Below are 20383 nucleotides of genomic sequence, written 5' to 3' on the forward strand. Positions count from 1 at the left end.
TCAAATGATGCTGATTTTAAAATCACTGCACATCCTTTTTGCATATAATATCTTAATTATGATGGTTGCCCTTATTATGAGAGCCATCGGCACTTCCATTGTGATTGTGGCTCTTATCAGTACAGGTATTCACATCATGATTTTGTTCCCCATTGTGATTATGACTTGCATCAGTGCAAGTGTTCACATCATGGTTTTGTTCTCCATTGTGATTATGGCTTGTATCTGTACAAGTATTCACATCATGGTTTTGTCCGTTATTGTGATTATGGTTTGCATCAGTACAAGTATTCACATCGTGGTTTTGTGTGTTGTTATGATTGTGGCTTACATCCATGCAGGTATTGGAATCATGGTTATTTCCTCCATGTCCTGTGCCTGTGCCATTGTGATGGGTACCGTCATGTTTAATTCCTGAATGTTGGGAATTTGTACAAACCTGATGTGTTCCGTCTGCAAGTATATCGCAGTTTTCGTGATTTCCGGCAGCACACTGATTCAGCACGCTGCTTTTGTAGATATCGCCATTTGAAAAACCGAGTGTAGATGCACGAAGCTCCAAACTTTGATCTATATCTCCAAAGTTGCTATCATCATCCTGGCTACAAGAAACGAATGTGATAACCGATGCGAGAACCGCTAATGAATAAAATACTCTTTTCATATTCCTTTATTGTTAAAATGTTATATGTTAATATACCGCATAAGAGTAATTATACCCTACCAAAAAATAAAATAATTTTTAACTTGAACGGAGAAAGACACTTCTCATAATTTTACCACAAGATTATCTCCTATTTTTGTAGAGGGCTTTTTCTCAATATACTCCCGTAATGAAAAATCTTTTCTCAATGCTCTATCAGAAATAAAAAGTATTGAACCGCCATAAATATCGGACATAATATCATCCTTTTCAGCTATGATAACACTCTCTCCTAAATATACTTTCATATTCTCTGGACGGCGGATTCCATAAACAATGTATTGTTTTGAATTTTCTGATAACTCAATCCCACTCTTACACATATTTTCATAACCGACATAGCTGTTCAGAAAAGGCATTTCAAAGGATACAATAAATATCACGGTTAAAATCCCTATTGATATGCTGTTAATCGAACGAATTATATTCTTTCGGAAAATCAGAAAATATAAAGAAAGGAATCCAAATAGAGCAAGTGAAATTAATCCCCATATTATGGAAGTGTGAATTTCATTCAACCAAGAAAATGTAATATCATTTTTACTCAATAAAAACAACGGCAAAGCCATTATTGCTATGAGAGATAACGCTATCATAAAATATACAATCCATTTCTTATTCTTTAATCTCATCAATATAATAACTGACAGATAAGCCACAAAAGGAAATACAGGCAACATATAAATTTCAATCTTTGCACTTACAATAGATAAGACAAGAAATGACGTTAAAACAACAGTCAAAAACAATTTATCTATATCTGTTTTTATCAGCTTATTTTTAATCCCTAACAGGATAAGGGCAAAGAATAAAATTGACCAAGGAGCGAAGGAATACCAAAATACCTGAAAATAATAATAGAACGGCTCCTTATGATGGAATGAGCTAACAGCACGGTTGAATGTCTGATTAAAGAGTAAATCGTTCAAATAACTATTTCCCGCTTCAACCCACACTAAGCTGAACCAAACAGAACAAAGCAATAAGAGTATTCCCCAAGTTCTAAACCCTAAATATTTTCCACTATCCTTAATTTTCCCTTTTATAGTTAGAAATGTCAGTATAGAGACTACCGGAATAATTATTCCGATTGGCCCTTTACTGAATATTGCGAGGAAAATACAAAGAGGAAGCAAATACTTATCATATTTTCTCTCTCTGCCTGAATACATTCTATAAAAAACATATAATGCCAATGTTATAAACATAGACATTAACATATCCATTCTTAGAATAATGGCTCCACCCATAAATAGAGCGCTTGTGAACAATAATAGTTTTGCACTGGATTGATATTCGTTTGGAAGTTCAGCTCGTGTCCACCTGTCCATCGTAAACTGAATGACAAAAGCGGGTAGTAATGAGAATAGCGACAAGAACCATATTTGATGACTTCCGAATATCTTTTTTCCGAGCATTATAATCCAGAAATATAAAGGCGGTTTATCGGCATATATTTCACCATGATTATAAAATGAGAAAAAATTCCCTGTTTTTAAGGCATCATCAACTATATTCAAATATCTAAGTTCGTTTGCAGGCGTATAATCCCGGAGTAGGATTAATGGGAACATTAATGCAAAAACAAGAATATAGTAGATGTGGTCAATCGTAAATAATCGTTTTAATGTCATAGTTAATAATTAAGGATTAACACCTATTGATTTTCCATTGAGTTAAACCACTCAATAAATGATTTTATTCCTTCCGGTAATACTGTTTTGGGCTTATAATGAATGTATCTGGTCAATTTGCTTATATCAGCATAGGTTTCCTTTACATCACCGGATTGAAAAGGGTACATTTCCAAATGAGCGTCTTTTTGCATTTCATATTCAATCGCTTCTATAAACTGGAGTAAATTAACTGGCTTTGAATTGCCGATATTAAAAATCTGATAGAAAGCGGAATCTGAATTTTTATCCGGAGTTTTATCCAAGAGTAAGACGATGCTTTTTATAACATCATCTATATAGGTGAAATCTCTAAGCATATCCCCATTATTAAAAACCTTGATTGTTCTGCCCTCCCGAATAGATCTTGCGAAAATCATCGGAGCCATATCAGGTCTTCCCCATGCTCCATATACAGTAAAAAGTCTTATTCCTGTGGAGGGCAAATTGAACAAATGACTATAAGAATGAGCCATCAGTTCATTACTTTTTTTTGTTGCAGCATAAAAACTGGCAGGATTATCAACTGTGGCAGATTCCTTAAAAGGAATTTTATTGTTCAATCCATAAACCGAAGAACTGGAAGCATATATAAGATGCTTGATATTATTATGCCTGCAACACTCTAAGATATTTACAAAGCCAAGAATGTTAGAGTTGATATAAGCATGGGGATTTTCTAAAGAATACCGAACCCCCGCTTGTGCTGCCAGATTGATAACATAATCAAATTGATACTTCTTAAAAAGAACACCTAATTGTATAAAGTCCGTAAGATCAATCTTTCCAAAATCATAATTGCAATAAAATGAACTATGGACTACTTCATTTTCTGTTATATCCTCTTTTCCTATTCCACATTCAGACAACCTGCCATATTTTAGGTTTACATCGTAATAGTCATTTATATTATCTATTCCCACAACGAAATTCTCTTTATTTTCAACCAATGCTTTTACCAAGTGAAATCCGATAAATCCTGCACTGCCTGTAACTAATATTTTCATTTAATCTCTTTTTTAGATTCATCCTCATTACAGTTTTTTATAATCAACCACACATTTCTGGAATATGTGATAAAACCAAAACTTTGACCAATAAGCAATACCGGATCTTCTCTGAATATTGCGTATGCAATAGTTATCAGAGAACCTATTATACTCAACAGCCAAAAGTTTAAGGGAAGGACAGATTCACCTCTCAATCTTGAATGCCACCATTGATAAACAAAGCGGAAAGTGAAAATTATCTGACCTGCGGAACCAAATAGAAGTAACCATAACGATATATTTGAAAATAACCTGTCAATGCTTACTTCATTGTTATATAGCACATAGCAAAGTGCGGCAGCAGGTATTAAGAGAATTACTGTTCTTATAGCTAAATGGATTTTTTTCCAGTTGTTTTTACTATTCAAATTCCATATATAGATATAATAGGAGAATAGTTGTCCGAGAATTATTACAAAATCTCCCCTTAGCCACCCATATATAGAAAATAATATAGAAGCTAATAAACTTAACTGCCAATAGATAGTCGGAGATACAACTTTTTTAGCCTTTTCCGATAAAATCCACTGAATAAGCATTCTGGCAGAAAATAACCCCTGTGCTAAAAAACCTAAAACAAAATACCAAATGTCGTTATTCACTTTTTGCTATGGCTTAATTAATACCTTCTTTTTCAATAGTATAGTTTATGTACCGTTTCTTCATCCATCGGAAAGCAAAGCAATCCATAAAAGGACTAACCAACCTGTTCCATAAATGAAATTTTGATTGACCTGCGGTACGTTCAAAATGCCTAACAGGAACCTGCTTTACCCTGCCATGTTGTAACTGAAGGAGAGCAGGTAGGAAACGGTGCATCCCCGTAAACATCGGAATGCGTTTAGCGTATTCGGTATGAATAATTTTTAGTGGACACCCCGTATCTTCTATGCCGTCATTAGTCATCATGCGGCGAAAACTATTGGCTATTTTCGACGATAGTTTTTTTCCTAAACTATCTTTGCGTCCTGTACGGATACCCATTACCATTTCATATTCATTTCTATATGGCAATAAAAGTTCAAAATCTTTAGGCGCTGTTTGTAAATCAGCATCTATATATCCGACAAATGACGACTGGGCTATATCTATCCCTGCTTTTATAGCTGCGCTTAATCCGCAATTTCGAGCAAAACTTATATAAAAAAGATGACGGTTTCGCTGACACACTTCCTGTATCAATGTTTTGCTTTGGTCTTTCGATCCATCATCAACGAATAGTATGCAGGTTTTTACTGATGAAGAACATACATATTCAGATAGTTCCTTTTCAAGTTTGTTTATATTTTCTTCTTCATTATAAACAGGAACTATTATGGTTAAATCATAATCTTTTGTAGAGTTCATATCATTTATATTTTAAAATTGCATTGAAAGCGATAAACCACCCTGCTGACCTGTGTAATAGGGGTAAAAAGCAAGATTTCGTTTGTTCTTTTTCTCCTGACCACCTTTAAATATTTTCTTTTCAACAGTAGGATAGAGCCAATAGGCAAGTTTTGTACTTAATATGCCAAGCCCGGCACCGAATGCGACGTCGCCTACCCAGTGCTTATTATTGTATATGCGGAATGCTCCGGTTCCCGCAGCGATAGTATATCCCGCTATTCCATACCAGATTGAAACATCTTTATATTCTTGCCAAAGAAATTCAGCACCCATAAAAGCGATTGCCGTATGCCCTGACGGAAAAGAATTTTTTGCGGATTTATCTGGTCTTTCAACTCGTGCCGTATATTTTAAACCATTCACTGAAGCCGCCGTGAACAGGCTTGCCATTCCTAAAATAATCGTCCTGTCTTTGAAATTGTGTTTGCCTTTTATCCCGACTAAGTTTAAAGCATATACACTCGCCGCAGGTACATATTGCGTTATATCATCAATCTGAAACTTTTCAGGTTTGTGTGTTATTACTTCATGCCCTATGGCATAGTTTAATAGGCGATTTTTGGGCGCTAATGTTGCTTCTATTGTTCCGTACAACATCAGGGATGCAGGTATTATTAATTGTTTATATGAGAATTTATAGTCATTTACCTGAATACTATCGCTTTCAGAAAGCGTGTTATTATTTGTTTGGGTATAAGCATTTGGGAGTGAAACCGAAAGTAATAACACAATGGTACACAATGCTTTTGTCAATTTTAAAAACATCTTATTTATATTATTTTTTTGGGATTGTTCGGAAAATTAGATATAGCGGTGGCTTAGTATCTACCGGAAGATAGATTACAAGCACAAAGGATAAAGACTATAATTTAGTCTTTCTGTTATGAAAAGGTGAAAGGAGGTGCCCGCAAACCATGAAATTGATTTGCTGCTGCGGATTTATAGCTTAGTATATACTCACCGTAATCAGATTCGATAAATGAACTATCTAAACTATAATTAAATAAATTTCCAACAAGGAAAAAGATAGGAAATAAAACAGTATCATTTTGATTATCTGATACTTTTAGTTTTGTTTCATCAACAGATGTAGGAATGATGAATTTTGATTTAGCAATACAGGTTTCATCGTGATTTTGCTCACTATCCGTATCGCTGTGATGTGTATGTTCATCGTTTATTGCATTATCCAACTCACACAACTCGATAACAATGCAGGCTTTCCCACCATGATGATGATGTGGAATAACTGCAAAAACCAAAAATAGTATGGTTGAGAGTACAATAGCGGATATGGAACATTTATTTTTCAAACTTAATATCTTAACTGTGGTTAGATAATTTTATTATAGGCAATGTGTTTTAAAAAAGGGATTCAATAAAGAAATTGTTTCCCCTTTATTGAATCCCATCGTACATAAAGGTTATTAATGGTGTTTACCATCATGCGAACCGTGTGAATGACCATCTTTGTCATGTGTTCCATGATCGGTTCCATTGTGATGGGTGCCGTCATGGTTTTTCCCTGAATGGTCGGAATATGCGCAGGCTTCGTGAGTGCCATCGTTATAAATATCACAATTTTCATGATTTCCCGCTGAACATTGCTCTGCTACACTTGCTTGGTAAGCTGCAACATCATCAAATCCTAAAGCCGCAGCTCTGGCTTCAATATCTTGTTTTGCTGATGTCCCAAAATCTTCATGGTCGTCATTACTGCAAGCAACGAATGTTACTGCAAATAAAACTACTGCCAACGAATAAAATAACTTTTTCATTTGATCTACTAATTTACGAATTTGTACTTTGTTTTTTTCTGAAGCGCTTTCGTAATAGTAACCGCATAAAGCAGGGTTTACCCTACCATAAATCAAAAAATAATTTCAAGAAATACCGTTGGAGTAAATGGAGTTGCTTTTGTGAAGATATTTGTTGCAGTATTTTGACCGGAAATCTGATAGTTGTATTTTATATTCTTAGTACCAAACACATTCAATAGCGATACGCCTGCTTGCAGCCTTACTTTCTTTATTTGTGCCCTGTATGTAGCACCTATATCAAAGCGGCTGTATGGCTCATCGGAATAATCCGTATGTTCGTGTTCGGAGCCATGCTGTCCTTCCTCATTGCCTTGTCCATGTCCGTGCCCTCCAGTGGAAATATAAGAAAAGCCTGTACCATAAACATAACTCAACGAAAAATAGAAAGGATCGAATGCCCCGATACCTCCGACTTTTATTTCATGCGAAAGTTCGTTTTGCGGTTTACTAAGGCGGTTGATGGAATACGAGCCATATAAAGTATGATTTCTGATTAGCTTTTTGGCAAACAAGTCTGCTCCTAAAATCGTATTATCTATTTTATAGACTGTATTATCCAAAAAATACTGACTGTTTTTTGTAGTCTTATAATATCCTTCCATACTGACCAAGAAGCCGTTTTTACTGTATGCAATACCTGCGGTAGTGTGCATTGCCTTTGTAAAGGTACTGTCTGCCATAGTCCATACGGTTTGAAATCCCGATTCATCATATTGGTATGCGGTACGGGTAAGAAACTGATTGTATAGTCCCCACGAAGCAGTTGCAGTTAGTTCTTCCGATATTTTATATGTGCCGGATAAACGGGGCTGTACATAGACTTTTTTATTCAATGGCATATCCACCCGTACACCTGCACTTAAAGTCAAATTATCCAATAATATATTATCTGTAATATAGACTGTCGGCTTATCCAGTTCTCCGCATAGCTCGTTCAGACTTACCCTGTATTGTTGCCACTCCCCGCCAACTTGTACTTTGTTACGGCTTCCGATATTAAAGTCATGGTTAAGTCTTACCGAAAACTCCTGTACCTCATTATCCAGATGACTAACATCGTCTGTTGTCGGCTTTTTATCTCCCAGTATTGTGAGATTATCCAACAAAGAGGTAAGCCGTGAGAATGTAGCCACAACTTTTGTAGTTGAGCCGTTTTCCCATACCCGTTTATAAGAAGCCGCCCCACCATATTGCCTGTTCTTTTCAGAAGCATTGACATCATACTCGTTTGGTTGATTTACCGAGTATTTAAAGCGGTCATTAGCTCCATACAGGCTGATGTAATAGGAATCATCCTTAAATGCTTTTCCTGATAGCTTTAAATTGGCATCATTGAAATGGTAATCAGGCTTTATATATATGCTTGAATAAATCGTTTGTGGATTATTTTCACTATTGGATAAATCCACATTCTCATTGTTATACAGGTTATAGAAAGTCTGCCTGTAAGCAGCAGAGATATTCAATTTCTTTGTCAAGGGTACCGAAGCAAAAAGGTTCATTGTATAATTGCTGACAGTTGCTTTTACAGACGGAGCATTAAAATTACCGTCTATACCTGTTATCTCCGTAATGGCACCGATACGTCCGCCCTGATTGGAGCCGTACCCGCCTTTCAAGATGCGTATGTCTTTTACCATATAGGGATTGACCGAACCTATATGGTCGTTATAGTTCTTTATACCGAATAGCGTATATCCGTCGTATGTTATCTTGCTTTCACCCATATTACTGCCCCACACAATCAGGTCTTCCGATGGCTCGCCCGATGCTCTTACTCCGGGCATCATCCGCATAAGGTTAAATACGGAATTATCATTGCTTCCGGGAATATATTTTGAAATTTGATGATTGATGCGGATTTCGCCGGGACTATTGCCGGATTGGATAAGCATTGTGGCGGGAGCAGGACTGACGATTACTTCATCCATAGTAAAAACAGCAGATTGTAGCCGGATTTCGTTTAGTCCGGGAGAAAGAATAGTATCTTGTGCCTGATAGCCCAAATACTGCACTTGTACACGCTGATTTCCTTTTTTCTCGGTTTTGAAAGAAAAATAACCTGCTTCATCAGTTGAAACGGTCTTTTCGGGAGTAGTGATATAAGCGTAAGGTAAACCTTCTTCGCTATCTGCATCCCTTATTGTCCCTGAAAACGTATAGTACCGCTTAACTTCAACAACAGGCGGTTGCTCTATCTTTTCAGTATAGGAAGCGATAACATAAACTCCGTTTATATTTTCGTGGCGAAACGGTTTATCTTTCAGCAAAAAATCAAGTGCGCTTTGAGGATTATTAAATTTTCGATTGACCGTTACCTTATATTGGGAAAGGGCATTATCATCAAAAGAAATTTCTACGGGTAATCCCCGCAGAACATCGTTAAGGGGCTTGTCATTAACGACCAAATGCAGCTCTTGTGAAAAAGCTGCAATTGTGCCTGTAAGGGTTATTATAAGTATAACTATAAATTTCTTCAATTACTTTATCTTAAATTCTATTCCGAACGGTTTACCTACTATTTTAAGCACATCATTCGGATCTTTAGCTTTCGTAAAATTACCTGAATATGAATAATTCAGATTTGAATTAGGCAATACTTCAATATCATACTGTCTTTCAATCTCCTGAATTACATCTTGCAAAGGTACGCTAACAAAAACAAATTTACCATGTTTCCAATTAATAGATTCTTTCGCATCTTCGACATCATTAGTGGTAAGTTTGCCATTACTTAATAATGCCTGCATATTCGGGGTAAGTATTACTGATTCCGATTTATCCGAAACATTCACCTTTCCGGTAAGACAGGTTACCTTAAAATTTTCGGCACGGGAAAACACATTAAAACTTGTTCCCAGTACACTTACAGTGTATTGCCCGGAACGTACATCAAATGTGCTTCCTTTTTCAACTTCAAAATATGCTTCGCCTTTCAGTTCTACATCACGGGAAATAAACCACCAGAGAGGTTTATAGCCGATTTTACTTTCGGCATTCAAATCTACTTTAGAGCCGTCGGGTAAAACCACCGCCAGATGTGTACCTCTTTCAGCAACTTCATTTTTTGTATAGAAAAATGCTATGGAGGGTAGAATTATAGCTATTGCAGCAATAGATGCAGCCGCATAAAACCACAATGATCTTTTTCGGGGAGCCATTTCAATAACTTTGGGAGTTTCTTCCAATCCTTCAAAGACACTATCCCAAATATCTTCTTTGCTTTTACTCCATTTAGGGGTTATTTTAATATCATCCGTTTTCATATCTTCTTTAATTATAATAGTTCTGTCCTAAGAAATTGCAAAGCAGCGCTCATCCGTTTTTCGACAGCTTTTACGCTTATATCCAAACATTGGGCTATTTCACTATACTTTAGTTCATCATTCCGGCTCATCAGGAAAACAACCCTTTGTAATTCCGGCATCTTTTCTAATGCTTTAGCATAAGTAGATGCCAATTCTTCAAAGTTTAATTCATCTTCGGGCGACAAGGGACTATCAATCTGAATACTCATACTCACCTCATAATCTAAACGGGTAGAACTTTTTCGATAATTGCTTATAACCATATCGTTTGCTATCTTATAAAGCAATGGTTTTAAATTAAGGTTATCCAGTTGTTCCCGTTTCTCCCAAATCTTCATAAAGACATCCTGTGCCATATCCGATGCTGCATCCCTATCGCCACAGCGATAGAAGATAAAACTTCGAATCGTATCAAAATACTTATCGAATAATTGTTTGAACTCTGCTTTGCTTATCATCCAGTTGGACATTTTACTATTATACCGCATGAAGATATAAATACCCTACATGAAATTATAAAGATTTTTGGTAATCAACTTTCAACACACCCGAATCATATACTTTTGTCTTTATTATTTCCCACTTAGATTCCTTGTTTTGTTCAGGAAATAAAGATATGCCTTTGCCCAAAATTATGGGGAAGTAGCAAATTTGCATTTCGTCAATCAAATCTGCGGCGAGCAACATTGAAATTAATTCTCCGCCTCCAACTAACCAAATATCTTTACCTTCCTGATTGCGAAGTTCAGAAATCGTTTCAATAATATTCTCCGTGATAAAACGTACATTCTCCTTTGTATCCCATTCATGGTGGGATACAACATAAGCCATCTGTTCCGAATATGGCCAAATTACATCCATGTTCATAATTTCACGGTAAGTACGACCGCCCATAATAACCGTATCAACCGAAGCTGATAGATTTTTGCAACCGTAATCTGTCTTTTCACGATTTGGGCATCCGGTAAGCCATTCCAATCCGCCGCCTGGCTCTGCAATCCGTTGGTCAAGTGATGCAGCGATGTAAAGGATAATTTTTTTCATGCTACTGAATTTAATTGTTTATACCATTGCTCGCTGTATCTCAAAAAAGAAGCGTGGAACTCACACTGCTCCGATACGAGGTACTGGTATACCTTTGAAAGAAACAGGCAAGCCCACGCCATACTCTCGTATAGCATGAACATTGCGCTATCTGTCCCTTTCAGTTGAAAATTACCAGTTTTCGTATCGAGACGTTCAGCGAACGTTATGTTATATATAAACGGAATTAATCCGCTAAAATTCTATTTATCTGGTGCAAAGATACCAAATTAGTTTAAGGTATTAAAGTCTTTCCAGTTGAGATTGTTGGTGCAAGGTGCAAGTATCTATATATAGATAAACTTGCACCTTGCACTACGTCTAAAAGATTATTTTTCAAAACCTTTGGTGATTTCAAAAATTGTAGTAACTTTGAACCCAAGTTTTATGCAGACAAATTGGCGTCAATAGCAGCCAGAACTGCCAAGAAAATAAGGCAGAAAAGGATATTGCTCCAATTCGTACCACATAAACAAAAAAAGATTTTTAATCACTGAATATATGCGTTTTGCGGTCGCGGGTTCGAGTCCCGTCCGTTCCGCTTAAAGCCTACGACGAGAGGCGACAAAATAGGTTAAACCCTACAATAATTAATATTGTAGGGTTTTTCTTTTGTGGTAACCTGCTAAAACAGGAGCCGATTTGGACACGATAAACCAAAGTCAGACAAATTCCCGTACCAAATTATTCCTTATTTGACCTTATATGCCATCAATGCGTTTCCGTGACGGATAAAGAGAGTGCCGTTCACCACCACCGGATGTGCCCAGTGCGGTCCTTCGCCTTTGGTGATGCGGAATTGACTAATCACATCAAACTTTTCGACACTCGGTTTTATCAACCCTACCATACCCCGGCGTTCATCATATGCAATCATCATGCCGTCGGCAGCCACAATAGAACCTTTTCCGTTGGCGTCCCAAGGATTTTCAAACTTGGTTGCACCACTGTCCCAGTCTATACCTACCCAGTTGCCTGAATTGTTGTTCAACCAGTTGGAGCCGTAAATCACGCCATCCATTAACACATACCCACCGTGATGTGTATCCAGCGCATCGGTTTTCCATAACAGGCTGGCACTGGTTAGGTCATTGTTCAATTGTATCATATAGCCACCAATATCATAGCCGTGGCTGAAGAAGATTTTCCCATCTTTATAAAGCGGGGTGTTCGGAGCGATATTTGCCCAAGGACCATTTCCTCCCCATTCGCTGAATTGCCATTCAATCTTTCCGCTTTCGGGATTCACGCCAAACACATTGGAAGCGGTAGAGCCCACGATTTGCTGTTTCCCATTATGTCTGATGAGTAGTGGGGAAACATAAGCTCCGGTATCACCCAATGGATCGGTTTTCCATACCACCTGGCCGTTCTGTGTATTCAAGGCAACCATTGTTGTTTGATCGCCCGACGGGGTATAGATCACCTTGTTATCGAATACCAGCGGACATTCGGATGTGCCCCAATTGCCAGTTTTCCGTCCAAAAGTCGTTCCGCCGTCCACCTTCCAAACAATGCTACCGTCAGCGATATTCAGACAGACGATCTCGCCCGAACCACTAATTACATAGGCCTTGTCGCCATCAATGGCAGGCGTAGTGCGTGTCTCCGGATAGGAATCAGTCCAAGGTTTCCCATACTCCACCGAATAGATTTTCTTCCCATCCAACGTATAGGCGGAAAAAATCTCACCATTCTCAGCTTCATTCATACCAGTAATATATAGGCGGTCGCCTACAATCACCGGACTGGAATAGCCCTTCCCAACATCCAGTGTCTCCCACAGTTGCTCCGGCCCTGATGCAGACCAGCTTTTCAACAATCCGTTCTCTGGATAAATTCCATCACGCGTAGGCCCTCTCCAACCATAGGGAGTCTGAGCTACTACATTTCCAATCAATAGGCATGCGAACAATAGTACCATGCCGCATCTTTTCATTTTCTCTGTTTGCTTCATATATTTTATTAAAAATTGAGATATAACTATGTTAAAATTAGAATGAATTCTTCGCAAAAGGGGGGAAGGAATGCGAATAATAAAGACAATGTCATTCTGCTATCATGACAAGGCGAAAACCAACACTGATTCCGCGGTAATTTGGCGCATAGGATTTGCGGAAAGAGGTTCGCCAACTACCCGAGGTTTCATGAAAGCTACCGCTACGGACTACTTTTTGCGTTCCTTCAGCAGGGCCTTGCGGATCAATAGAGGGACTTTGTTTATAATAATTGTCATTATACCAGTCCGACACCCATTCCCATGCGTTCCCATGAATATCATACAATCCCCATGAATTCGGTTTCTTCTGCCCTACCGGATGTGTACCGCCGGTAGCAAAATCTTCGCCATACCAGGCATATTGTCCCAAATCGTTGGCATTATCACCAAAAGAATAGGCAGTAGTAGTTCCTGCACGCGCCATATATTCCCATTCGGCTTCTGTCGGGAGTCTATACCGATTGTGTCCCTCTTTTTCATTTAGTTTATGGATAAACTCTTGCGCATCCTCCCAAGAGACTGTAGCAGGATGAGAAGGGTGTGTTATTCGTTCCTTCATCCCCGGCTTATTGTATGTCTGGTTATCCGGAAACATGCTGAAAGGATTACTGCCCATAACCTCTTCCCATTGCGCTTGCGTCACTTCGTGTTTGCTCACAGAAAAGGGCTGGCTAATTTCCACCCTATGCTGTGGTTTTTCATTATCCAAAGCCTCTGCATCATGCTCCGAAGCACCCATAAGAAAACTTCCTGCGGGAATCGCTACAAATTCCATTCCGATGCTATTAACATAGAAATCATCTGTTGTCATTTCAATCGACTCAATAGCAGAGAGTTTATTAACCCATAAAATCAACAAAAAAATAACTATAAATCTCTTTCCCATATTGTGTTTTTATTAAGTCACACCTTACTTCCCATCTCATAAGCCTCTAACATGGCTGAGGTATTCGCTACATCCCCGATATTGGATACACCCCCACCGTAGACAATACCGCCCTCCCGAATATTGGTGTAACATCCGATGTAGTGACGAAAGCAGTCAATCATCGAAGATATTAATGCTCTATCGGGACCGGCACCGGTGGCGATCATATAGGCTGTTCGGTCTTTCCAAGTTTGGATAATCGCATATAGACGATCCATTGCCGTTTTCATCTGTGCGTTGAAAGTGTAGTAATAGACCGGTGAGGCAAAGACAATCACATCGGCATTCAACACCTTTTCATAGATATGCGTCATATCGTCGCGCTGAATACAATTTCCTCCATTATTCCGACAAGCGCCACAACCGATACAGCCTTTTATATTATTATCTGCCAGGTAGATTTTTTCAGTCGTATGTCCGGCTGCTTCCGCACCACGCATAAATTCGCCGCTCAGCACATCCGAATTGCCCCCTTTCCTCGCACTTGAAGCAAGCACTAATATTTTCTTTCCCATATTTTTTTCTTGATTAAATTGATTTGTATTTCCAATTACTTTCATACTGCTAACGCCCACAATACTGCCTAAGGCAAAAGCACTGATATGACTTAACGCTTTACGGCGATTCATTTTTTTACTTACTGGTGTGCCCATTTTGATAGTACCTAAATTGAATAGAATAACGCAAAAATAAAGCAAATAACCATCCCCTATCTTCTTTTCTGAATATCACGAAAGATAGCAGTGTGAAAACGAATTTTGAGATAAATTGGACGAAAAGCGATTTCCATACGAACTTCCTTTGTTGTTTAGCTACAAAAAGTGAAAGAGATAAAAGCGTTCTTATCTTCTATTAATATATGGTAATAATAGTATAGGAAAAAATTATGCAAAGAACTATAAATCAAATGCTATTTCAGGTATTACTTTCTAATCTCTTATCGAGATATTTTTTGAATAGAAGAAAGTTTGTATCTTTGCACCTGAAATAATTTTTAAGTCCAACGATTTATGTGTTGTGCATCCGTATAAATACCATATTGCGAGTTCGCCCCTCTAACCCTTGAGGAGCCTACGGTACTGAATAGGCAGTTTCTTTGTCTATCAGCAATCAGTACACGTTGTCGGATATGGGAAATCTCAGTTTTTTAATTTACTTTTTTATCAACCGTATATTGGTCTGTCAGTTTACTGATGATTGGTAGCTGATATCGTAATAATATTTGAGATTATGATTTACCCGGATAATTTTGAACAGAGAATCGGAATAGATTCAGTTCGCCAATACATAATAGAAAAATGCTCATGCCCACTCGGAGAAGAAAAAGTGGCAAATATGAGTTTTGCAACAGACTTTGCCACCATTACAAAATGGCTTGAACAAACCGGCGAGTTTGCACAAATCATACGTAATAAAGAAGATTTCCCTGCCGATTTCTTTTTAGATCTGCGTGATGCTCTACAAAAGGTGGAGAAAGATATTACTACATGGTTTGCCGAAGAAGAAATTTCAAATCTTGCAAACTCACTTCAAACAATCAGTCGTATCGTATCGTTTCTGCATCAAGCGAAAACAGATACAGGGAAAACAAAATATCCTGCCCTTACAACAATGGCAGATAAAATTAAACTGTTCCCTACTATTATCGAAAAAGCAAATTCGATATTAGACAAATCGTCTTGCCAAGTGAAAGACAATGCTTCACGCCGCCTTTCAGATATTCGCAGAGACAAAGCAGAAGCGACAAAAGCCGTTACACGCAATATGCAGAATGCAATTCGTGATGCCCAAAAAGCAGGACTTATCGGTAGAGATGCCAATATCAGTATGCGTGACGGACACATGGTTATTCCTGTGGATGCAGCTAACAAACGAAAAATTAAAGGACGTGTACATGACGGTTCAGGAAGTGGGAAAACCGTATTCATCGAACCCGAAGCTGTTGCAGAAGCAAACAACCGACTTCGAGAACTGGAAGCCGATGAACGCCGTGAAGTCGTAAAGATTCTTATTGATTTTGCCGACCTTGTTCGTCCCCATCTTTCAGACCTTTTCCGCTCGTATGACTTTATGGGCGAAATAGATTTCATTCGTGCAAAAGCATCATTTGGAGTTCGCATCAACGGCATTAAACCTGTTTTTGAAGACAAGCAACAGATTGAATGGTCGCAAGCCATACATCCTTTGTTGAATATTCAACTATTTCAGGAACGCAAACAAGCACATCCGTTAGACATTGTTCTTAATCAGGAAAATCGCTTGCTTATCGTTTCAGGAGCAAATGCCGGAGGTAAATCGCTTTGTTTGAAAACGGTTGCTCTATTACAATATATGTTGCAGTGTGGATTACTTATTCCTGTTCATGAAAGTTCAAGGACAGGTATATTCGAGCATATTTTCATTGACATTGGCGATGGACAAAGTATAGAAAACAGTTTAAGCACCTATACTTCGCACTTAACGAACATGAAGTTTTTTGTAGAACACAACAACAGCAAAACGCTAATTCTGATTGACGAGTTCGGTAGCGGAACAGAACCGCAAATCGGGGGCGCTATTGCAGAAACATTGCTCGATAGGTTTAATAAAAAGCGTAGTTTTGGAGTAATCACAACGCACTTCCAGAACCTGAAGCATTATGCTTACGAAACCGATGGGATTATTAACGGAGCCATGCTATATGACGCTGAAAAAATGCAACCGCTATACCGATTGTCAATCGGCAGTCCGGGCAGCTCATTTGCCGTTGAAGTAGCTACACGTATCGGACTTCCGAAAGATATCATTGTTGAATCGTCTGCCAAGTTGGGCGAGGATTTTATCAACATGGATAACTTCCTGCAATCAATCGCCCGTGATAAAATCTTTTGGGAAGATAAGCGGAAAGAGATTCAAAGCAATGTTCATACTGCCGTTGTAAATCAAACGCCTCAATCGCCAAAAGCAAAAGCAGAGATTGTAGTTGAAGAACTATCTTTGAAAGATATGCCAATCGAGAAAGGCGATAGTGTCAGATTGACTGGGCAAACTGCTGTTGGCGACGTTTTAGAAATGCAGGGTAAACAAGTTACAGTTGCTTTTGGGCAAATAAAAAGCACCGTATCGCTTGAGCGATTAGAACTTGTAAAGAAAAGAGTTGTATTTCTTCCTCATTAGTGAGTTAAACTTATGGTATTTTCCATAATTTCGGGTTTAATTCCCTTAAATACAAATAATTGCCATTTAAAATGGCTGTTTGTTTAAAAAGAAGTTGTAACTTTGAACCCAAGTCATATGCGGACATATCTGCCCATTTTGACGACAAAAATCGTTCTTTTACAAGCGTTGCTAAATCATTACCTATATGGTATGATTTGACGATAAAGTGCTAATAATGAATTACAATATGCGGTTAGGTTCGTAATCCGTCCGTTCCGCTTAAAGCCTACGATAAGAGGCGGCAAAAATAGGTTAAAGAGGGTGTACCTTATGATACACCCTCTTTTTTCTTTTTGTGTACTAAGACCTGATACTCTTTACTTCGTGTTTTTGTAGTAGAATGGTTCCATAGTTCAAAGGAACTATCACGGGTGCTTCAACATCTTCAGAGCAATTAACTAACTTTTGCCGCTGACCCTATATGCCTTTTAGAAAAGGATTGGGATAATATAAAACTTGATTTAATAGAGGCAGTTGAAAATATGAAATGAAATTCATTAATAGTTACTTTCGGGTGGCTATTTTTTTTGCTTTTTTATAATCTTAAAAGAGTGTTTTTATTTTGCCGCAATCTGTCCCTTCTCAAATTCCAATAATCTCTTTTTTCTCCACATACCTCCGCCATAGCCTGTAAGAGAACCATCTGCTCCGATAACTCTGTGACAGGGTAAGATGATGGATATTTTGTTTTTCCCGTTGGCATTGGCAACAGCTCTGACAGAAGAGGGTTTACCTAACAGTTCGGCTTGTTTTCCATAGGTTGTTGTACTGCCATATGGGATCTGCAACAAACCAAGCCAGACCTTTTTTTGAAACTCTGTACCAACTAAATCTAACGGGATGTCGAACGTTTTGCGTTCTCCTTTAAAATACTCGTCTAATTGCTTTTTGAGTGTGTCGAAGTGTGGGTTGTCGCCTTGTACAAGTGGGGCTTTGAATTGTTCGCTTAATTGTCGGAGTTCAAGGTCAATCAGTTTATAGTCTGCAAATTCGAACATACAAATGCCTTTATCTGTTGCGGCCGCGACCATCAATCCTAAATCGGTTTCGATATAAGCAACATTGACAATGTGTTTGTCTTTACTATTCTGTGGAGAAGTTCCGATCACGTTTTTGAACATATTACCGAATCCACTCAATGAGTCGTATCCCGAATCGTAGGCGATATCGGTTATGTTTTGTTCGGATTGAATACGTTGAAAGGCATTGTTTGCCCGAAACATTCGTTGATAGGCGTGAAAGGTTTGTTTGTAATTTTTTAAAAACCACCGGCGTACTTGATTCGGCTCTAACCCCATTTGCTGTAAATCGGAATCTTTTATTTTAACCGTTGGGTTTTCTTCCAGATGTTTCAGTAATAGCTTAATTCCATCGGGCGGATTTCCGACTCTCTCCAAAGGTTTACAGACTTTGCATGGTCGGTAGCCATTTTGCATTGCTTCACCAGCAGAGGAGAAAAATTCGCAGTTTTCTAATTTGGGCTTTGCCGGACAGGTAGGGCGACAGAATATCCCTGTCGTTTTTACTCCGACAACAAATACGCCCTCGAAAGAAGAATCCCTTTCAAGGAATGCTTTGTAAAAGATATCCCTTTCTGTTTCCATTTTAACGTTGTTTTAAATTGTCGCTCGAATCTTTGGGTGTATAATTTTTATAAATCGTTGAGCAAAGTTAAAGTTCTATTTATTCTCATGCAACCGAAAAATTGACAAACTCGCCGGTTATTTAATTTTTATAGTTTAAACATAAAATAGCTGTATCATTTTACCTGACACAGCTATTTATATATGTATAATTGATTGATACGATAGAATCAACTTATTTTATCGGGATACACAACTCTACGATCCAGGGGGTATCGGCATCCTGGGTATCACCGGCACAGCTGATGTACAATTCGAAATGATCGCGCAAATCGCATTCATATCCTTTTTCGTTGAAAGCGATATAGGCTTTTTGCCAGGCTTCGCCATATTCGGACATGACGACTTCTACCTGCATCACAAAATATTTGCCTCCGCTTATCGTGTAGTGTTGCATACCTTCACCGGGTTCAACACCTGAAAGATCTTCCAGACACGCTTTCGAACGTAATTGCTCCGCAGGAGTGCTCATCGGATCATCGTGGTAAACGCCGGCCATTTTAGGAATAGCTGCCCAAAGATTGTTAACTTCTGCCCAGGCGGCCAATTTTGCAAAAGCGTCACCAATACCTGAATAGTCTCCTATATGAGAAATTGCAATTGTATTAATCGGTTCGAGATTTTTAATTGTTGTACTGTTTATTTTCATACGTCATAATTCTAATTTTTGAATAATTTGTTTTATAATCTCTTTTACTTCAACCGGTTTTACGACCGTTGTTGTATCGGCATTGGCCAATACCCACCTGGCCAGAAGATCGAGTGAATACGCCATATAGGTTTGTTCTATCCGACCGTTTGTCAGTTCTTTTTCTGCTGTCAGCCCCATAAAAAAACATCTGTCGGCAAAATGTCTGGAGACTTCTTTACTGGTGTGCAAAACGACTTCTGTCAAACATTGCGGATCATCGTACCCAAGAAGTGCATCCAATGGGGGATGCTCTTTCGTATGTTTGTGACCTGTTGTTTTTATATTGCTGATACGATCAAGTCTGAACATCCGGTACTCTTCCCGCAGATGGCACCAGGCAGAAAGATACCAGCGGGGGTGTGAATAACTGATACCGACAGCTTCCAACGCTCTTTGACTTTTATCCCCTTCCGCATTGGTGTAGTCGACCTCCAGTATTAATTTATCGTTTATACTGCTTAGTATTAGATGCATCGAATTAGGCAAACCCTCTCCTGCATTCCGACTTTTATATACTGCGATTGTATCGTCCATATTGTGCAGATAACCTTTGTCTACAGTCCGCAACGCAGCACGTATTTTATCCATTCCCTGACGGAAGTAGTTGCTGTTCTGTGTGTCGGTGAGTTGTTCGATCATCTTTTCGGCCGTAAGGAAGGCGATCGCTTCCTCCTTGGTAAACATCAGTGAAGGAAGTCGGTACCCTTCAACCAACGAATAACCGATTCCCGGATTACCACATATCGGCACTCCGGCTTCCAACAAGGTGTGTATGTCACGGTAAATTGTACGCAGGCTGACCCCAAAACGTTCTGCCATTTCGGAAGATTTTACCAATGGGCGTGATTGCAGTTGCACCAGTAATGCTGATATACGATCGATCCGGTTCAAAGTGATTT

Annotated in this window: 19 protein-coding genes; 1 reads left to right on the top strand and 18 read right to left on the bottom strand. The window is 38.5% G+C overall.

The features are described from left to right. Positions 1-52: 52 nt before the first annotated feature. The 15 genes from M2135_RS06595 to M2135_RS06665 form a co-directional block, all read right to left on the bottom strand. Positions 53-664: a hypothetical protein gene (locus M2135_RS06595; protein ID WP_129733349.1), complete on the bottom strand. Its 612-nt coding sequence runs from the start codon at positions 662-664 to the stop codon at positions 53-55. 104 nt (positions 665-768) lie between these two features. Beyond that, entirely contained in the window at positions 769-2337 is a 1569-nt protein-coding gene (locus M2135_RS06600) for a glycosyltransferase family 39 protein (protein ID WP_129733350.1), read from the bottom strand. 23 nt (positions 2338-2360) lie between these two features. Next, positions 2361-3383 carry an NAD-dependent epimerase/dehydratase family protein gene (locus M2135_RS06605; RefSeq protein ID WP_129733351.1) on the bottom strand — a complete coding sequence of 341 codons (1023 nt, stop codon included), beginning with the start codon at positions 3381-3383 and terminating at the stop codon, positions 2361-2363. Then, positions 3380-4027 carry a lipid-A-disaccharide synthase N-terminal domain-containing protein gene (locus M2135_RS06610; protein WP_129733352.1) on the bottom strand — a complete coding sequence of 216 codons (648 nt, stop codon included), beginning with the start codon at positions 4025-4027 and terminating at the stop codon, positions 3380-3382. The genes M2135_RS06605 and M2135_RS06610 overlap by 4 nt, the downstream gene beginning before the upstream one ends. Before the next feature lie 13 nt (positions 4028-4040). After that, positions 4041-4772 (bottom strand): glycosyltransferase family 2 protein, encoded by a 732-nt coding sequence (locus M2135_RS06615; protein WP_129733353.1) that lies wholly within the window; start codon positions 4770-4772, stop codon positions 4041-4043. A gap of 12 nt (positions 4773-4784) precedes the next feature. Then, positions 4785-5579 (bottom strand): phosphatase PAP2 family protein, encoded by a 795-nt coding sequence (locus M2135_RS06620; protein ID WP_129733354.1) that lies wholly within the window; start codon positions 5577-5579, stop codon positions 4785-4787. Positions 5580-5695: 116 nt separating this feature from the next. Next, positions 5696-6127: a DUF6769 family protein gene (locus M2135_RS06625; RefSeq protein ID WP_129733355.1), complete on the bottom strand. Its 432-nt coding sequence runs from the start codon at positions 6125-6127 to the stop codon at positions 5696-5698. Between the two features lie 114 nt (positions 6128-6241). Next, complete coding sequence (locus M2135_RS06630; protein ID WP_129733356.1) at positions 6242-6592, bottom strand: hypothetical protein; 351 nt, start codon at positions 6590-6592, stop codon at positions 6242-6244. Positions 6593-6684: 92 nt separating this feature from the next. Further along, a complete protein-coding gene (locus M2135_RS06635; RefSeq protein WP_129733357.1) occupies positions 6685-9114 on the bottom strand; it encodes a carboxypeptidase-like regulatory domain-containing protein in 2430 nt (809 codons plus the stop codon). Continuing rightward, the gene (locus tag M2135_RS06640) at positions 9115-9900 is read right to left on the bottom strand and encodes a FecR family protein (RefSeq protein WP_129733358.1); all 786 of its coding nucleotides are present in this window, start codon (positions 9898-9900) and stop codon (positions 9115-9117) included. Between the two features lie 11 nt (positions 9901-9911). Continuing rightward, positions 9912-10400: an RNA polymerase sigma-70 factor gene (locus M2135_RS06645; protein ID WP_129733359.1), complete on the bottom strand. Its 489-nt coding sequence runs from the start codon at positions 10398-10400 to the stop codon at positions 9912-9914. 55 nt (positions 10401-10455) lie between these two features. Continuing rightward, positions 10456-10986, bottom strand: coding sequence for a dihydrofolate reductase family protein (locus M2135_RS06650; RefSeq protein ID WP_129733360.1), 531 nt, complete (start codon positions 10984-10986; stop codon positions 10456-10458). A gap of 730 nt (positions 10987-11716) precedes the next feature. Beyond that, positions 11717-12949: a PQQ-binding-like beta-propeller repeat protein gene (locus M2135_RS06655; protein ID WP_280747748.1), complete on the bottom strand. Its 1233-nt coding sequence runs from the start codon at positions 12947-12949 to the stop codon at positions 11717-11719. A gap of 124 nt (positions 12950-13073) precedes the next feature. After that, entirely contained in the window at positions 13074-13910 is an 837-nt protein-coding gene (locus M2135_RS06660; protein WP_280747749.1) for a formylglycine-generating enzyme family protein, read from the bottom strand. 17 nt (positions 13911-13927) lie between these two features. Beyond that, entirely contained in the window at positions 13928-14581 is a 654-nt protein-coding gene (locus M2135_RS06665; protein WP_280747750.1) for a flavodoxin family protein, read from the bottom strand. Positions 14582-15287: 706 nt separating this feature from the next. On the opposite strand from M2135_RS06665, the gene M2135_RS06670 reads away from it, so the two are divergent. Continuing rightward, the gene (locus M2135_RS06670; RefSeq protein ID WP_280747751.1) at positions 15288-17108 is read left to right on the top strand and encodes a MutS2/Smr-associated SH3 domain-containing protein; all 1821 of its coding nucleotides are present in this window, start codon (positions 15288-15290) and stop codon (positions 17106-17108) included. 599 nt (positions 17109-17707) lie between these two features. On the opposite strand, the gene M2135_RS06675 is transcribed toward M2135_RS06670, so the two are convergent. The 3 genes from M2135_RS06675 to M2135_RS06685 form a co-directional block, all read right to left on the bottom strand. Continuing rightward, positions 17708-18754 carry a methylated-DNA--[protein]-cysteine S-methyltransferase gene (locus M2135_RS06675; protein WP_280747752.1) on the bottom strand — a complete coding sequence of 349 codons (1047 nt, stop codon included), beginning with the start codon at positions 18752-18754 and terminating at the stop codon, positions 17708-17710. A gap of 214 nt (positions 18755-18968) precedes the next feature. Next, the gene (locus M2135_RS06680) at positions 18969-19442 is read right to left on the bottom strand and encodes a GyrI-like domain-containing protein (RefSeq protein ID WP_280747753.1); all 474 of its coding nucleotides are present in this window, start codon (positions 19440-19442) and stop codon (positions 18969-18971) included. A gap of 3 nt (positions 19443-19445) precedes the next feature. Continuing rightward, the gene (locus tag M2135_RS06685) at positions 19446-20375 is read right to left on the bottom strand and encodes a YafY family protein (RefSeq protein WP_280747754.1); all 930 of its coding nucleotides are present in this window, start codon (positions 20373-20375) and stop codon (positions 19446-19448) included. Between the last annotated feature and the right edge of the window lie 8 nt (positions 20376-20383).

The sequence above is a fragment of the Parabacteroides sp. PF5-9 genome, from assembly GCF_029893105.1.
Classification (GTDB): Bacteria; Bacteroidota; Bacteroidia; order Bacteroidales; family Tannerellaceae; genus JARXWG01.

Coding starts and splice junctions, on each gene's coding strand:
- M2135_RS06595 (WP_129733349.1), bottom strand. CDS start 664: ATGAAAAGAGTATTTTATTCATTAGCGGTTCTCGCATCGGTTATCACA.
- M2135_RS06600 (WP_129733350.1), bottom strand. CDS start 2,337: ATGACATTAAAACGATTATTTACGATTGACCACATCTACTATATTCTT.
- M2135_RS06605 (WP_129733351.1), bottom strand. CDS start 3,383: ATGAAAATATTAGTTACAGGCAGTGCAGGATTTATCGGATTTCACTTG.
- M2135_RS06615 (WP_129733353.1), bottom strand. CDS start 4,772: ATGAACTCTACAAAAGATTATGATTTAACCATAATAGTTCCTGTTTAT.
- M2135_RS06620 (WP_129733354.1), bottom strand. CDS start 5,579: ATGTTTTTAAAATTGACAAAAGCATTGTGTACCATTGTGTTATTACTT.
- M2135_RS06630 (WP_129733356.1), bottom strand. CDS start 6,592: ATGAAAAAGTTATTTTATTCGTTGGCAGTAGTTTTATTTGCAGTAACA.
- M2135_RS06640 (WP_129733358.1), bottom strand. CDS start 9,900: ATGAAAACGGATGATATTAAAATAACCCCTAAATGGAGTAAAAGCAAA.
- M2135_RS06645 (WP_129733359.1), bottom strand. CDS start 10,400: ATGATAAGCAAAGCAGAGTTCAAACAATTATTCGATAAGTATTTTGAT.
- M2135_RS06650 (WP_129733360.1), bottom strand. CDS start 10,986: ATGAAAAAAATTATCCTTTACATCGCTGCATCACTTGACCAACGGATT.
- M2135_RS06655 (WP_280747748.1), bottom strand. CDS start 12,949: ATGGTACTATTGTTCGCATGCCTATTGATTGGAAATGTAGTAGCTCAG.
- M2135_RS06660 (WP_280747749.1), bottom strand. CDS start 13,910: ATGGGAAAGAGATTTATAGTTATTTTTTTGTTGATTTTATGGGTTAAT.
- M2135_RS06665 (WP_280747750.1), bottom strand. CDS start 14,581: ATGAATCGCCGTAAAGCGTTAAGTCATATCAGTGCTTTTGCCTTAGGC.
- M2135_RS06670 (WP_280747751.1), top strand. CDS start 15,288: ATGAGTTTTGCAACAGACTTTGCCACCATTACAAAATGGCTTGAACAA.
- M2135_RS06675 (WP_280747752.1), bottom strand. CDS start 18,754: ATGGAAACAGAAAGGGATATCTTTTACAAAGCATTCCTTGAAAGGGAT.
- M2135_RS06680 (WP_280747753.1), bottom strand. CDS start 19,442: ATGAAAATAAACAGTACAACAATTAAAAATCTCGAACCGATTAATACA.